General features: G+C 69.5%; 9 protein-coding genes. 2 read left to right on the top strand and 7 right to left on the bottom strand.

The annotated features are described in order from the left end of the window. Nucleotides 1-12: 12 nt before the first annotated feature. From AC5R91_RS26520 to AC5R91_RS26510, 3 genes are read right to left on the bottom strand one after another with little or no spacing between them, the layout of a single operon-like run. Complete coding sequence (locus tag AC5R91_RS26520) at nucleotides 13-4,398, bottom strand: TIGR02680 family protein (RefSeq protein WP_495394004.1); 4,386 nt, start codon at nucleotides 4,396-4,398, stop codon at nucleotides 13-15. Further along, nucleotides 4,395-5,666 carry a TIGR02678 family protein gene (locus AC5R91_RS26515; protein WP_495394003.1) on the bottom strand — a complete coding sequence of 424 codons (1,272 nt, stop codon included), beginning with the start codon at nucleotides 5,664-5,666 and terminating at the stop codon, nucleotides 4,395-4,397. The genes AC5R91_RS26520 and AC5R91_RS26515 overlap by 4 nt, the downstream gene beginning before the upstream one ends. Beyond that, nucleotides 5,663-7,303 carry a TIGR02677 family protein gene (locus AC5R91_RS26510; protein WP_495398068.1) on the bottom strand — a complete coding sequence of 547 codons (1,641 nt, stop codon included), beginning with the start codon at nucleotides 7,301-7,303 and terminating at the stop codon, nucleotides 5,663-5,665. The genes AC5R91_RS26515 and AC5R91_RS26510 overlap by 4 nt, the downstream gene beginning before the upstream one ends. A 349-nt stretch (nucleotides 7,304-7,652) precedes the next feature. Between AC5R91_RS26510 and AC5R91_RS26505 the strand changes: the two genes are divergently transcribed. Then, on the top strand, nucleotides 7,653-8,045 hold the full coding sequence (locus tag AC5R91_RS26505) for a hypothetical protein (RefSeq protein ID WP_495394002.1): 393 nt from the start codon (nucleotides 7,653-7,655) through the stop codon (nucleotides 8,043-8,045). 121 nt (nucleotides 8,046-8,166) lie between these two features. Here the strand turns inward: AC5R91_RS26505 and AC5R91_RS26500 are convergent, their stop codons facing one another. The 3 genes from AC5R91_RS26500 to AC5R91_RS26490 form a co-directional block, all read right to left on the bottom strand. Next, nucleotides 8,167-9,423 (bottom strand): IS701 family transposase, encoded by a 1,257-nt coding sequence (locus AC5R91_RS26500; protein ID WP_495394001.1) that lies wholly within the window; start codon nucleotides 9,421-9,423, stop codon nucleotides 8,167-8,169. A 725-nt stretch (nucleotides 9,424-10,148) separates the two neighbouring features. Continuing rightward, nucleotides 10,149-11,402: a group II intron reverse transcriptase/maturase gene (ltrA, locus tag AC5R91_RS26495; RefSeq protein WP_495392341.1), complete on the bottom strand. Its 1,254-nt coding sequence runs from the start codon at nucleotides 11,400-11,402 to the stop codon at nucleotides 10,149-10,151. Nucleotides 11,403-12,274: 872 nt separating this feature from the next. Further along, nucleotides 12,275-12,709: a hypothetical protein gene (locus tag AC5R91_RS26490; protein WP_495394000.1), complete on the bottom strand. Its 435-nt coding sequence runs from the start codon at nucleotides 12,707-12,709 to the stop codon at nucleotides 12,275-12,277. A 126-nt stretch (nucleotides 12,710-12,835) separates the two neighbouring features. Here AC5R91_RS26490 and AC5R91_RS26485 point away from each other — a divergent pair, with 126 nt between their 5' ends. Then, nucleotides 12,836-14,119 (top strand): IS256 family transposase, encoded by a 1,284-nt coding sequence (locus AC5R91_RS26485; RefSeq protein WP_495393999.1) that lies wholly within the window; start codon nucleotides 12,836-12,838, stop codon nucleotides 14,117-14,119. A gap of 37 nt (nucleotides 14,120-14,156) precedes the next feature. On the opposite strand, the gene AC5R91_RS26480 is transcribed toward AC5R91_RS26485, so the two are convergent. Continuing rightward, nucleotides 14,157-14,933, bottom strand: coding sequence for an IS4 family transposase (locus AC5R91_RS26480; protein WP_495393998.1), 777 nt, complete (start codon nucleotides 14,931-14,933; stop codon nucleotides 14,157-14,159). Between the last annotated feature and the right edge of the window lie 388 nt (nucleotides 14,934-15,321).

Genomic DNA, 15,321 nt, shown 5'->3' with positions numbered 1-15,321 from the left:
AGGACGGCGGCGTCACGATGTGGCCCAGAGGCCGTCCGCGACGGTCGGCCCGGCCGCGACCTGCCCAGGGACGGCCGCGGTCGCCTGGGGTGCCGCCGCAGTTGAGGTCTCCGCACGGGGGTTCGGCCCGGGGCGGCGTTGGCGTCCGTCCCACTGCCAGCGGGTGACGAGGACGGCGTCGATGCCGTCGCGCCGGGACAGCTGGCTGATCGCCAGGCCGGGGACGGTCGGGTAGCAGCCCCATTCGCGCTCGCTCGTCATCACGACGTCCATGTCGAACACGGCGAGCAGCCCGAGGCAGGACGCGCGGGCGTCGTCGTCCACCCCGGCGAACGCCTCGTCGAGCATGACGAGCCGGGGCGCATGCGGGTTGCCCGCGGACCGGTAGTGGCCGGACGCGGCCGCGAACAGCGGGATCGTCACGGCGAGGGCCCGCTCGCCGCCCGACGCGGGACCTGACGCCGGACGCCACTGGCCTTCGGCGTAACGCTGGACCGCGAACACGTGCCACCGCCGGTAGTCCAGGGCACGGCCGAGGTGTTCCAGCCAGGTCCCACCGGCGTCCTGTTCGCGCTCCCGGCTGATCTGCGCCTGGAGGAACGCGCCGACAGCCTCGCGGTCGTCCGGGGACCAGGCGTCCGCGACCTGGCGCAGCAGCCGTTCGCGGGCCGGGCCGAGGCCTGGCGGGGCGCCCGGGCCGGGGCGCCACTGGAAGCGGAGTTTCATGCCGGTGCTGTTGGGGCGTTCGTCGAGCTCGGCGTTCATCCGCGCGACCTGGCGCTCGGCGTCGCTGATCAGGTCCTGCAGGTGGCTGGCGACCTCGCTGACGAGGTGGTTCTCCAGGATCGTGCGTTCCCGTTCGGTCAGCAGCCGCTTGCGGTCCACGACCTCCGCGCCGAGCGCGTCGGCCAGTTCGGCGGGGCTCATCGTGCGGGAACGGAAGGTCGCCTCGACCACCCAGCCGTCGTCGGTGAGCGTCGCGGCGGCGTGGTGGCCGTGGCGGCTCATCACCTCGCGCAGCGTGCCGTGCTCGGCGGCGATCAGCTTCTGCACCCGTTCCCAGGCCGCGTCCGAGTCGTCGACGTCGGCGACCGCGGCCTCGATCTGACGCGCGATCCGCACCGCTGGATCGGGCGCCCAGTCCCGGGTCGGGTCGGGCACCTCCAGGTCGGGCAGGGCCACGGTGAGCAGGCCGCCGGCGGCGAAACGACGCAGCCGGCCGGCTGCGTCCCGGCGGCGTTCGCCGTGATCGGCGACCTTGCCCACCAGTTCCAGCTCCCGCCCGCGGGCCTGCCCGACGGCTTCGGCCGCCGTCAACCGCTTTCCGCCGAGGGTCCGCATCGTCTCCGTGGCCTGCGTCAACGCGCGTTCGGCGGCGGCGAGCTGGCTCTGCACCTCCGCGACGGCGACGCCGACGGTCCGTTCCATCGTCTCGAACGCAGTGCGCGCGGCCAGCTGGTCCTCTTCGGCCATCGCCCGCTGGTCCTCGCGTTCGGCGAGGACCGCCTGGGCCCGGCCCAGGTCCTGCTCGGTCTGCTCCAGCTGGGCGACGGAGTCGGCTCGCTCGCGGACCGCCGGCCACAGCCCTGACAGCGCGACCCGGTAGGCGACCACCGCGTTCCTGATCTCGTCCAGGGACGCGGTGACGACGGGCAGCGCGAGCTCGGCGGCGGTCTCGTCTCGCTCCGAGCCGGCCTGCCGCGCCGCCTCCTGCGCCGCTTCGGCAGCCCGGGCCGCGCGCTGGTGGACCCCGTCGGCCCGGTGTCGGTCCAGGTCCGTCTGCCGGGCGGCGGTGAACGCCTGGCGCACAGCCGTGTCCGGCGGCAGCCCCGTCACCTCGCTGCCGAGCACCGATCGGCGGCGGCGCAGGTCCGCACGGTCGGCCTCGCGGTCGGCCACCCGGCGCGCGAGGGTCGCCAGCTCCTCGTCGATCTCCGCGAGCCGGGTCCTCCTGGCATGCTCGCGGGCCGCGTGCCCGAGGTAGCGGGCCGCCGGCTTGGACCAGGCACCGGCCAGACGCCCGACGCGGAAGCGGCCGTCCACGGCGACCCAGGTGTCCGTCGCCGCCTCGCCAGACCCAGTGTCAGTGCCGGCAGCGGTGTCAGTGCCGGCAGCGGTGTCAGTGCCGGCAGCGGTGTGTGTGGCGGGTCCGGCGTCGGCGTCGGCGTCGGCGGACCTGGTGACCGTCACGAGGCCGATGCTCGCGAGTACGGCGGCGACGGTTTCGTCGGAGACGGCGGCCGCGGCCGGGTCGGAGCGGTCGACGGCCGGCCGCAGCACCAGGCCGAGGTGCGCGGTGTCGGGCGATGCCGACGGACGCGCGCCGTCGACGCGGATCACCGCGTCGTGGGTGTCGGGTGACAGGAGCTGGCCGTCCGGGCACAGCCAGGCGTCCAGGAGCCCGGCCGCTTCCAGCGCCGCCTCCACTCCGGCGATCCCGGCGGCTGCCAGCGGCTGCGGCCCTGGTGCCAACGGCGCCGATCGGACGTCCATCCGCTCGCCAGGCTTGTACGGTTCGATGAGCTGCCACAACGGTGCGCCGGGTCGGCCGTCGCGGCTCGCGGCGCGGGTGTGCGGCGGCGGAGGCGACAGCCGCGCGCCGTCGGTCAGCGAGCGACGATCATCGGTCAGGACCTTCGTCCTCGCCCGCGCCTCGTTGCTCTCGATCACCAGCCGCTGATCGGCCGCGCCGAACTCGTTCTCGAGCTCGCGGGCCCGCGACGTCACCGCGGCGAGCAGCGGACTCGGACCGTCGAAGCCGTCAAGCCAGCCCGCCAGCTCGTCGAGAACGTCGTCGAGGTCGGGCAGGCGCAGCTGCTCGGCAGCGTCGAGGTGGCGGCGGACCGCGGCGACGAAGCCGTCGGCGGCGGTCTCATGGGCGGCGGCCGCCGTCGCCGCCGCCTCGACCGCCTCGTCGAGGGCAGACCGTACGTCGTCCAGCTCCCGCAGCCGATCACCGGCCTTCTCCTCCGCGCGCAGGGCGGTGGTGACCAGGCCGGCGACGAGCTTCGCTGCCTCCTCACGGCGGCGGGCCACGTCCTCGGCGGCCTCGCGCGCCGTCTGGCTGGCGTCCCGCACCGCCGCGGCAGCCGGCCCGTCCGGAAGCAGCAGCGGCACGACAGCCGCTCGGTGGTCGTCAAGGATGCCTGCGTCGCGGGCCGCGTCTTCCGCGGTGACCTGGGCGCGCTCCAACGCCGTGGCGGTCCCGCCCGCCCGGGTGCGTTCGTCGGCGACCCGACGGGCGTAGCTGTCCCGCTGCCGGGAGGCGGCCGTCTGCTCGGCACGGGCTCGGTTCGCGAGGCGTTCCAGCTCGGTGGCCCGCTGGCGGAGCTGGTTCAGTTCGCAGCCCTGGTCCATCTCGGGGCGGGTGGCCAGGGTGTTCCGTTCCGCGGTGAGTCCCGTGATCCGCAGGCCGAGTTCCGTTTCCTGCCTGCCGATCTCCGCTGCCTCGGCCTCCGCCCCCTCGCGCAGAGACTTCACCTCGCTGAGCTGGCGAGACGCCGACTCGTACAGGGACTGGGCGGCGCGGGGCTCGCGGGCGCGGCGACGGGCGCTGATGCGGGCGTACCGGCGGTAGTGTTCCAGGAACGCGGCGGCCGCCGCGTGGGCCTCCTCGAACCCGAGCAGGTCGGACCGTTCCTGCTCCAGCCCGCGGAACGCCTCGGCCGCATCGGCGATCACCGCCTGGTCGAGCGGGGCCAGCGCCTCGGTCAGCGCATCGGACAGGGCCCGCTCGTTCGGCTTCTTCGACAGCTGCGGCTGGCGGAGCTGGATGAGCAGGTTCACCAGGGCGTCGTAGCGCTCCTCGCCGAGGCCGAAGAACGCCTCGTCGACGGCCCGCCGGTACCGCGACGCCTGGTCGAAGACGCGCCCGCCCGGCCCGAGGACGTCGGCCAGCCGGTCCTTCGTCAACGCGGTCCGGGTCGGGCCGACGAGGGTGAAGTCGACGCCGACCCGTCCGTCGGCAACGAAGAACCAGGTGGTGACACCGCCGCGGCCCGTGACCGCTTTCAGCCCGGCCCCGATCGAGCGGTAGCTCGCGACCCCGGCGGCGTCAACGCGCCCGAACTCCAGCCAGCTGTAGCCGTGCCGCTCCGGGTGCGGGTGGCGCCCGCCCATGAGCAGGTTCCACTCCATCCGCTTCTTCGGGTCGCCATCCGGCTCCACACGGTGGGCCGCGACCTCGCCGTCGAGCAGGAACGGCAACAGCATCGCCAGCACCTTCGACTTGCCGGTGCCGTTGTTGCCGCGCAGGAGCAGGTTGCCGTCGCGAAAGTGGAACTCCTCCTCGTCGTAGAGGAAGACGTCCACAAGCCCCGCGCGCAGCGGCTGCCACCGGCTCGTCGTCGGCTCGGGCAGTGATCCGGGGATGGGTGGCTTCCCGTTGGCTCCGCTCACAGCAGGCTCCCCTGCTCGGTGTCGGTGGTGTCCCGCAGCTCGCCCAGCGCGAACCGGCTCAGCGCGGGCAGCACGATGACCGTGTCACCGCGCCGTCGCAGCAGGCCCAGAGCGGCCATCCGGGTCAGTGCCCGGTCGACCAGGAGGATCTCCGCCCCAGGCTCCGTCACGCCCTTGCGCCAATGGGTGCGATGCTGCGTGATCAGCTCCCGCATGTGCGCGTGCAGGGTGGTGATGGGCGTCGGCTCGGCGGCGCCAGGACGGGCGCCGGCACGCGCGAGGTACTCGGCGAGCAGCAGGGCGGAATGGCCGTCGGTGCCGTCCTCCGGCATCCTCGCGTCGGTGAGGTCGCCGTCGGGGTCGACCATCGCGATGCCCTCCGCCCGGACCTCGGCGACCAGGCCGGTCGCCTCCGTGATCCGCCGGGTCAGCGCGGCGCGCTGGCTCGTCAGGTAGGACAGCTGGTCGGCGTCAAGATCGGCGAAATAGACGACGGGGTCGTCCAGGAGCCGCCGGGTCAACGACTGGCGGCGGGCGAGGTTGCGTGCGTCGTCGGTGTCCGTGACCAGCTCCTCCACGGCGCCGGCCAGCCTGTCCTCGAACACGGCGGCGGCGAGCGTCGACGGGCCGCGCCGGGTGATCAGTATGCCGGCGAGCGCCGAACGGTCGAGATCGTACAGGGCGTCACCGGTACCCGAGGTGAAGGTGGCCTCGTCGCCGGCGACCCGCCGCAGGACCCCGAGGTCGAGCAGCACGCGGACGGCCGCGACCAGGTCCGCGCGTTCCTCGCGGCTGTCCAGACCGAAGCTGATGCCGGCTTCGGCGAGCCGGGGGTCGGCGCAGCCCAGCATCACGTCCTCCGCCAGCCGACCCAGCGTGACCTGTTTCTCCGCCCGTTCCAGGCCGGCGAGCGCCAGGCAGAGCAGCACGTAGCGGCGGCGGCTGAACGCCTGGTGCGCCGCGCCGGCGGTGGCCGGACGGGTGCCATCGGTGAGGTCCGCCGGTAGCTTCGCGAGTCTCGCCACCTCGGGGTCGACGCGCAGCGACCAGCCGGTCTCCCGCGCGAACCAGGCCCGCAGCCAGGTCTGATGCCCGCGGATGAGACGGAAGGCCGCCGCGTCGTCGCCGTGGGCGGTCAGCAACGGGCGGCGCAGGAGGGCCCGCATCGCCCGGCGGCGTTCATCCAGGAGCTGGGCGTCCAGGGCGTCGACGATCGCCCCCGACGAATCCCTGCGGCCGGATGACGTGCGGGGGCGCGGGTTCGTCATGCCGGCTCCGCCAGCAGGTCGTGGATCTCCAGGATGTGGTCCGGACCGGTGAACAACCCGGCGCTGGTCGGGATCGTCGCCACCGCACCGTCGGCGGTCGCGGTCAGCGCGATCGACAGCGTGCCGTCGGCGCTGGTCGTGTCGACGGAGGGCTGCCCCGGGCGGCTGCGGGCGAGCGCGTCGCCGAGCAGGGTGAGGAACAGCCGGAAGGACGGGTCGTCGAGCTCGGCGAGCTCGGACAGGCGGATCGGGACGCCGGTGGCGAGCCGGCGCCGCGCGGCCCGGACGATCTCCTCCTCGGCCGCGAGCCGTTCCGCGAGCAGTCGGCGTTCCGCGGCCCGGTCGCGAATGCGGTTCGGCGCGCCGCGACGCTCGTACCGCCCGGTGCGACGCAGGCGGACGTCGACCAGGATGGGCGGTGCCGCGCGCCATGAGGTCGACGGCGGCACCGGGCTGGTCGCCCGCGCCTCCAGCGTCGCGGCGTCGATAGTGAGGTGGCGAGCCGGGGCGAGCCCGAAACAGGCCCGCCAGAGCCGGTGGGCATCGTCGTCGCTCGGCGCCTGCGCGAACCAGAGGGCGAGGGCCCGGAAGTCGGCGGACCGGTCGCTGCGGCCGGAGCGCCGCTCGTTGAGTGCCAGCACCACCGACAGCAGGGCCGGCACCGCGGCGCGCGCCCGTTCCCGCAACAGCCGTGCCTGCGGCGGATGGAGCCGGTCGCCGACGAACCAGCGCCGCAGGCCCTCCCACCGCTCGGTCCACACCGCGAGCCGCTCGCCGACCGCACCCGACCCGGCAGAGACGACGCCGTCGGCGGAGGTGGTGCTACCGCGGGAGGTGACGCCACCGAGGGCGGCGGCGTCCGGTCCGGCGCCGCCGTCGAGGTCGGGCGCCGCGTCTCGCGCCTCACGCTCGGCCACGGCGCGCAGCACGTCGGTCAGGTCGTGCTCCTCGATCTCGCGGAGCACCTCCACGATGCGCGCCGAGGTCACGACGAGGTCCCGGATGAAACGCTGCAGGTAGTCGACGAGCCGTTCCTTGTAGGCGAGAAAGACGTCGAGATCGGCATCGTGCAGGTCGATGGTGCGCTGCATCGATCCCATGAACGCCTGCGCGTTGTCGGTCAGCCCCCGGAAGACCCCGGTCAGATCGCGCAGGAGCTGGTGCGCCTTCGCCGCGTCGACCTCGGGCTGCGCCAGCACCGCCAGGAGCGCGAGGAGTTGGCTGTGAATGTCGGACAGGGCGACGGCCTGCAGCTCGCCGCGCCGCCCGAGCGCCTCGTCGAACGTCTCCAGGGCCGCCTCGGCCGCCTCGCCGGCCGGGGTCAGCTGATAGAGAAATCGAGGGCGGTTGAAGTCCTCGACGGTGGTGACCCGGCTGGTGTCCGGATCACCACGCAGGTTTCCCCAGCCCTCAAGACTGCGCAGCTCCGCATCGACGTCCCGGACCGCCAGCCCGCCGGCGGCAGGCTCGTTCGCGAGCATCTCGACGACATCCTCAGGACGCAGATGAACGTTGAAACGACGCTTCGCGCGCACAAACGTCCGCATGATTGCCCGATACAGCTCGGCTTTTTCCGTCGTGACGTGGGTGAACGGGCCGAACCTCGAGACGGTTCCGGACACCTGACCGCTCGACATCCGCACCTCTGCCACCCGCACCAGCCTCCTCCGGACCTCTCGATGACCTCATATGTACACTCCGCCACCGATCGATGTGAGGTCGTCGGCGCACAATACCGTTCGTCAGCTCTGCGTCCTCGTCTGAGCTCGACGCCGGAGGCGTCTGAAGCTGCGTTGCGCACGACGTACAGGATCGCGTCGACGGGATCGCGCCGGTCGTGCTTCTCGCGACGGCCGATCGACGCCGCCGGCGGCAACAGCGGCTCGACCAACAGTTACCTGCGGTGGGGCGGCGGAGGCTCCTGCCACTACATCGCGCCGTATACCGGCCAGCCGAACATCAATATCCCGTCGTCACAGATCTTGGATGTCCCGCATCGGCGCCGAATGCTGTGCGGTGGTCGTGAGCCCAAGCGCGGAACGCGCGAGCCGGGTGGCCGAGGATGCGTTCGACATCGTCGGTGACGACTGCGTTACCGCCGTCCCGGACGAGCTGGTAGCCGTTGACGGCGGAGTCCGCGATGGACGGATCGAATCCGGCGCGGACCAGCTGCTGGCGGACCGCATGGGGAGGCACGTCAACCATCGTGACGGTTCGTCCGAGCTCGGCGGCGAGCTGGGCGACCTGGTCAGGAACGCTGAGAAGTTCGGGGCCGGTCAGGGTGTGGGCCGCGCCATCGTGCTCGTCGGTCAGCAGGGCCTCGACCGCGACCGCCGCCACGTCGCGGGGATCGACAACGCCCTAGTAGGACTTTGTTAGGTGACTCCGAGGAGTTGTGGCGATTTGCCCTGTGACGGGTCGTAGGGGCGGTGGCAGGTGCGGCAGGCGCCGGTCCAGACGTTGAGCAGGGTCTGGAGGCTACGGAGGACTCCGTAGAGGGTCAGGCCGGCGCAGGGGCTTTTGGGGTGCGGCGTAGCTGGGTGCACAGGGCTTGGGCGACGGAGACGAGGGTGACGTGGCGGTGCCAGCCGAGGAAGGAACGTCCTTCGTGGTGGTCGAGGCCGAGGCCGTCCTTGAGTTCGCGGTAGTCGTGTTCGATCCGCCAGCGGATCTTCGCGAGGCGTACCAGTTGGCGCAGGGGGATGTCGGCGGGCAGGGTCGAGAGCCAGTAGTCGGTGGGTTCGGTCTTGCCGGGGGGCCATTCGGCCAGCAGCCAGCATTCGGGCAGGCTGCGGTCGTCGGCGCGGGTGACCGACCGGCCGGCGGGGCGGACCCGCAGGGCCAGGAACCGCGACCGCATCGCCGCGGTCGGGTTGTTCGCGCTGTGGTGGGTGCCGTGCCGCCAGGTCACGGTGCGCAGCGCGGCCCGGCCGGCGGCCAGGGCGAGGTCCTTCAGGGTGGACGGCGGGTCCGGGTAGGCCGGGACCGGGCGGCGTCCGGTCCCAGAGTACGGCGGGGTCACCGGTGCGGCCGAGGCCGGGTGCGCGGTGGCGGTGGGGGTCACCCCGAGCACGTAGACCAGGTGCCGGTCGGTCAGGGCTTGGCGGAACTGCGCGGCGTCGCCGTACCCGGCATCAGCGACGACCGGCCGGGCGGGCACGCCCCAGCCGGCCAACTCGTCGAGCATGTCCAACGCCAGGCGCCACTTCTCTCGGTGCCGGACGTCGGCGGGGATCCCGGCCCGGGTCCGGCGAGCGCGGACCGCCGCGGCCTCGGTCGGATCATCGCAGCATGTGTCGTCCCAGCTGGCCGGCAGGAACAGTCGCCAGTCCAGCGCCGCCGACGCCCAGTCGGTGACCGCGTGCACGGACACCCCGATCTGGCAGTTCCCGACCTTGCCCAACGTCCCGGAGTACATCCGGGCCACTCCGGGCGAGGCGGGCCCGTCCTTCGGGAAACCGGTGTCGTCGACGACCAGCGCCTGCGGGGCCACGAAGTCCACCGCCCAGCCCGCCAGCCGGGCACGGACCTCACCATGCTCCCAGGTCGAGTTCCGCAGGAACTGCTGCAACCCCTGATGATCCACCCCGAGGCGCTCGGCCATCGGGACCAGGCTCTTGCGCTTCCCGTCCAGCATCAGCCCACGCAGATACGCCTCGCCCTTGGCCCGCTGGTCCTTACGCGGCAGGTCCGCGAACATCCGGGCCGCGAACTCCTCCACGACCGGACGCACCTGCTCCATCTCCTCCGGCGTCACAGCAGGCAGCGAACCAGGCGAAGATCCCAACAGCCAAACCAGACGATCAAAGACCTAACAAAGTCCTACTAGTACCCATCTACTCTGTGTTGCTACCATCGGCACCTGCGCTGGTCCATCGTCTACTTTCTGTCAGGGATCTGCACGCCAGAGTGGAAGGACCACAACTTGATCAGCAGAGTTGCGCGCATTTTTCCGACGCTAGGCATCATCTCCGTCTTGACCGCCATCTTCCTGGGGGGGAGCACGACTTCGCCCGCGTCGGCGGCGGAGGCGCCAAAAATCACCCAGCATTACAACGGCAAGCTCCTGCCCTGGGACAAGGAGACCTGGAACGGGGCGAAGATCTGCACTGTGACTTCGGCGACCGACGTCTACTGCTTCGACACTGCGGCCGAGGCAGAAGCGTTCAATAGCGAGCAGGCGCAGGCGGCGCCAGCAAGCACCCAAGGGTACAACTGTTCGGGCACGACCAGTCTAAACGGCGACGGCCATATCCTGAATTTTCATGATTGGGGATACTGGCAGAACCTGAGCCAGTGGGTCAACATCCCATTTCACGTCGCAGCTTGGAGTAACCCCAACAGCTGCAAGGCGTACATCCGTTATGCCGGTGGAGCCTGTGCATACATAGCTGCCGGGTGGCCCGGGGGGATCTCACCCCCGGGCTCCCACAGAACGGAGCATGACGATCTCTCGTCACTCCGCTCTTCTCACCTGATCCGTCAGAAATCGGGCATCCACGCCCAATGGGCGAACAGCCGGGGCTGCCTTCGCAGGAGCCCGTTCCACCATCGCTTGGCGCGCTTGAACGCCCTCAACCGTTGGAACTTCCGCCGCGCCCACCGCACCAGGTAGGTGTTGATGCGTCGCAGAAGAACATACATCTCGGTCCGGTAGAATCTGCCGTAGTAGTTCATCCAGCCACGGATGACAGGGTTCATCCACACGGCGATTTCCCCGATGTCCGAGGTGGTACGCAGGTGCAGCCGCCAGCGCCTGACAGTACGGCCCTTGTCTTTCAGGGCCTCCCCGCTCATCGCCGGCAGGAACGCGGTGAACATGCTCCCGCCGTCCTTCGTCGGGGCCTTCCGGGGGCGGAACGTATAGCCCAGGAACGTGAACGACGTCTGTTCATGGTTCTGACGCCGTTTCCGATCCTTGCAGTACACTATTCGCGTCTTGTCGGGATGCACTCGCAGCCCGACACTGGCCAACCTTTCGGTCAGTTCCCCCAGCAGCTGCCTGGCCTGCCGCTCGGTCGCGCAGTGCGCCACAACGTCGTCCGCGAACCTCTCGAACGGGACAGCCGGATACTCCCGGACCATCCACAGGTCCAACGCATAGTGCAAGAACAGATTAGCGAGCACGGGTGACACGGCCGATCCCTGGGGAGTACCGCGATCCCGTTCCACCAGCCTGCCATCGGGCATCCGGATCGGCGCTTTCAGCCACCGCTCCACATACAACACCACCCACTTTTGATCGGTGTTGGCCTTCACCGCCTTGACCACCAGATCATGATCAACCGAATCGAAGAAGCTCTGGATGTCAAGATCGATCACCCAGTTCTTCTCCCAGCACCGCTGGCGGCACTTCTCCACCGCCATCAGCGGCGACCGCCCTGGCCGGTACCCGTACGAGTCCTCATGAAAGATCGACTCGGTACGGGGTTCCAGGTGCCGGGCCACCACTGTCTGTGCGATTCTGTCGGCGACGGTGGGAACACCTAGCATCCTTGTCCCTCCGCCGTGCGGTTTTGGTATCTCGACCGCCCGAACCGGAGGCGGAAAGTAGGTCCCCGAGGACATCCTGTTCCAAATTCGGTACAGGTTGTTCTTCAGATCCTTCTCGAAGTCCTCGACGGACCACCCGTCCACCCCGGCGGCACCCTTGTTGTCCCTGACGTTCTCGTACGCCTCCCACACCAGTCGCTTCGATATATCGAACGGTTTACTTTCCGGATCCAACTTGCCCACTCGTGTCCTCCCAGAAGAATATTCTGGTTGCTCGTCCTCCCGGAGGGAGCCCCTCCGGTTGCTCGTGTGCGCAAACCACAGGTGAGCCGACCCCTTCGCTCCGCTCCCATTACAGAAGCTTCATCACTACTACGAGTCGGTCCGCCAGCGCGCATCGCATCGGTACTCAACGCCTCACGGTTCCCGCCGCTCGACGCACTCCCTCTCGGAGCCACCGTCATCTTTGCCCGGTGGACCCTGTATCGACGCGCGCCTTCTCACGTTCCGTACAGGAGCAGCAGACCAGAATCCCGCCGCCTGCATGCCGGACGCCACCTGGCCAATAGACGGGCACCCGCCAGGCTCATCCCGGAGTCGCATTGACACCCCGGTTTCGACGCCGTTTCCTAAATCTCGACACGTCATCAGCGGTTCACTCACGTTCGGCTTTCTGGTCCCCATCTGACGGCTCTTACACCGCCTTTTCCTCGACGCTCACCACGACAGTCGTCAACTAACGCAGCTCAAGGTGATTTGACATCTCCCCCCGCAGGGCGACGCCGGAGGGCCACAATCCTCCATCTCCTGCACAGCATCACATCGAGTAGTCGCTACCTACCGACCGACTCCTCTCCGTGTTCGTGACGCAACAATGCCGTGAAGCTTAGTTTGATTTTCTGGGGTCTGGTCAGGCTGCGCGTGGGGTGAGTGGGTGGAGCCGGATCGTCGGCGGGCCTGGGTGGCGGGTCGAGGCGGGTTCGTCGGGTTTTTTGACGCGGTAGCTGTTGTGGCGGGGGCGTTTGATGGCGCGGGGGCAGGTGCGGTGGCGCCGTGGCGGGTTGAGCGCGCGGGTGATCTCGGCGTGGAACCGTGGCAGCTGGACGTGCCAGTCCTCAGGGGGAAATGTCCGCCGTCCCGATGGCGGAACGGCGGACGAGACGTAGGGTTCGGGCGAAGCCGACCCGGTCGGGATCGATGTCGGCAGCCTCGGCTGCCTGGGCGATCAGGGCGGTGAGCGCGTACTGGACGGTCAGCCAGGCCCACATCTCCCCGACGGCCAGGTCCGGGAGCCGGGAACGCAGGATCCTGCCGGGGCCGCGTAGGTGGGTCTTGAGCTGGTCGTTGGAGATCTCCTCCTCCCATCGTTCGTGGTAGCCGGCGGCGATCTCGTCGGCCCGGGCGTCACGTGGGTCGAGGATGGTGGTGAGCAGGACGACGAGTTCACCGGTGCCGCCCCCGGCCCGGTCGGGGATGTCGTACTCGACGACCCGGGCCAGGTGTGCCTCGTCCGGATCGAGGTCGGTGCCGGTCTTCGCGGCGGCGAGCAACGCGGCCCGCCGCCGGGCACCGGTGACCTTCGGGTTGATCAGCAGGGCGTGTCATGACGACTGTGTAAGCCGGAGGTGGACCAGGATCGATCTACCTTGATCGGGTAGGTCGGAAAGGGACACCGAATGACACAGAGCACGACGCTTCGGACAAAAGACGAAGCGGCGGCGAAGAGGATCGCCGAGGCTTTCGCGCCGGAGGCGATCGACACGTTGTTGAAGGACGCGAAAGCGACCGGAACACCGATCGACGGTGTCGATGGCCTGTTGAACCAGATGACGAAAGCTGTCCTCGAACGGGCCTTGCAGGTCGAGATGACGGACCATCTCGGCTACGAGGTGGGTGATCCGGCCGGTCAGGGCACGGGAAACTCCCGGAACGGGAAGTCCACGAAGACGGTGTCGACACGGAACGGGCCGGTCGAGATCGAGGTACCGCGTGACCGGAACGGCTCCTTCGAGCCGACGATCGTGCCGAAACGGGCGCGGCGGATCGGGAATCTTGACGACACGATCCTGTCGTTGTACTCGCGGGGCATGACGACCCGCGACATCGAGGCGCACCTGCGTGAGGTGTACGGCGTCCAGGCGTCCCGGGAGCTGATTTCCAATGTCACCGAGGTCGTCGTCGACGAGATCAAGGCCTGGCAGTCCCGGCCCCTCGACGAGGTCTACCCGATCCTGTACGTCGATGGGATCCGGCTTCGGATCAAGGACAACGGGGTGGTCACGACCAAGGTCGCCTACCTGGCCGTGGGTGTCGATGTCGATGGCCGCAAGCACGCGCTGGGCTGTTGGATCAAGGACACCGAGGGCGCGAAGTTCTGGCAGAAGGTCCTGGCCGATCTCCGCAACCGCGGGGTGCGCGACGTGCTGATCGTGTGCTGCGACGGACTCACCGGCCTGCCCGACGCCGCGGTCGCGGTCTTCCCCGAGACCGTCGTGCAGACCTGCGTTGTGCACGTGATCCGCAACGCGATGAGGTTCGTGTCCTACGGCGACCGGAAAGCCGTCGTCAAGGCGATGAAGGACATCTACACGGCACCGACGCTGGAAGCCGCCGAACTCGGCCTGGCCGCGTTCGACAAGAAGTTCGGCGTCCAGTACCCCGGCGCGGTCGACGTGTGGCGTCACGCCTGGCCGGAGTTCATTCCGTTCCTCGACTACCCACCCGAACTCCGGAAGATCGTGTACACGACCAATGCGATCGAGTCGATGAACTTCCAGCTCCGGAAAATCACGAAGAACCGCGGGCATTTCCCCGACCGTGACGCGGCGATGAAGCTACTCTACCTCGGGCTCCGTAACATATCGAGCCAACGCGGCGGCGAGTCCGGTACCGGGACCCACGGATGGAAAATCGCGCTCAACACGCTCTCCAGCCTCTTCCCCGGACGCCTACCTTTCTGATAGTGTGAACGCGTAGGCCAAGCTATTCACCTCTGGCTTACACGGAAATCGTGACAGGCTCGATCAGCACGGTCAGGAACGTGCCGTCGGGCAGGACGTCGACGACGGGCAGGCCCAGCCCGGTCGGAGCCCGCCAGATCAGGTCCGCGCCGGTGCCGGCCGCCAGTCCCCAGTGGTCGAAGGAGTAGAACCCTCGGTCGGCGGTCAGGACCTCGTCGCGGCGAAGCCTCATCAACAGTCCCCGGGCCAGGGCCTTCTCGCTGGTCGCCCACCCGCCGACCTCGGCGGCCCGGAACGCGTGGGTGCCGCACTCCGCCAGTGTGACGACCCGGATCTTCGGAAACGCCGACCGCTTCTCACCCGACCCGGCGTAGCCGAACTCGGCGGCGTTCTCCTCGGTGTCGGGAACGTCGACGTCGAACCCGTCGACCGCGAGCAGCAACCGGTCCCGTAGCCACGCGCCCCGCGTCGACATGGTCGCGACCTGGCCCGCGACCCGCTCGAACACCTCGGCCATCACCGCCCGGCCCAACCGTTTACGGGCCTGGGTGATCCCGCTCGCGCTCGGCGGCGCCCACGCCGCGTCCCAGCAGCCGAACCGGTCCAGCGACCCGGTGACCTTCACGGCGACCTCGGCGTAGTCGTCGTCCGGGAACAGGCACATCCCCAACGTCAGATAGGCCGTCACATGCGGCGGGAGCTTCCCGCCCCTGCGCCGCTCACCGACCCCACAGGCCGCCACCGCGTCGTCCACCGCGTCACGCGGGACCGCCGTCACCAACACCCCGACCGACACCTGGTCCGGGGTCACCATCGAAGCCACGAACCGTGACCAAACCACCCAGCGGCGCCGAGGCCACGCCGCCACGCCGTACCAACCGGACCAGCCACGAACAGCGAAAGATCAACCATCCAAGATCGACTTAAGCTTCACGGCATTGATACATAGCTCCGAATTACTACGAGATCGATTTTATTCCTCCTCGGGCGACGGATCAGATCTTCCTGCAGAACCCGTCGTACGCTCCGGCGCCGGGCTGCTAGAACAGCGTGACCGCGCGTAACTGCTACCTGTAGCAGGCTGATGGCACGGAGGGCGGGAGAGCTCATGAACCGAGCGGTTACCCTGACAGTCGCGATCGGTTCTGCTGTCGCTGCCCTCCGTGCTGTCATCGTTGCCAGTCGATGCGCGTCAACGGCCG

Source organism: Frankia sp. BMG5.60, from assembly GCF_059428125.1.
The sequence above is the reverse complement of the archived record's forward strand: the minus strand, read 5'-3'. Positions and strand labels throughout refer to the sequence as shown.

Excerpts from the sequence above, each read along its gene's own strand:
- AC5R91_RS26515 (WP_495394003.1), bottom strand. The coding sequence starts at position 5,666 with ATGACGAACCCGCGCCCCCGCACGTCATCCGGCCGCAGGGATTCGTCG.
- AC5R91_RS26510 (WP_495398068.1), bottom strand. The coding sequence starts at position 7,303 with ATGTCGAGCGGTCAGGTGTCCGGAACCGTCTCGAGGTTCGGCCCGTTC.
- AC5R91_RS26505 (WP_495394002.1), top strand. The coding sequence starts at position 7,653 with ATGTCCCGCATCGGCGCCGAATGCTGTGCGGTGGTCGTGAGCCCAAGC.
- AC5R91_RS26485 (WP_495393999.1), top strand. The coding sequence starts at position 12,836 with ATGACACAGAGCACGACGCTTCGGACAAAAGACGAAGCGGCGGCGAAG.
- AC5R91_RS26480 (WP_495393998.1), bottom strand. The coding sequence starts at position 14,933 with ATGGTGACCCCGGACCAGGTGTCGGTCGGGGTGTTGGTGACGGCGGTC.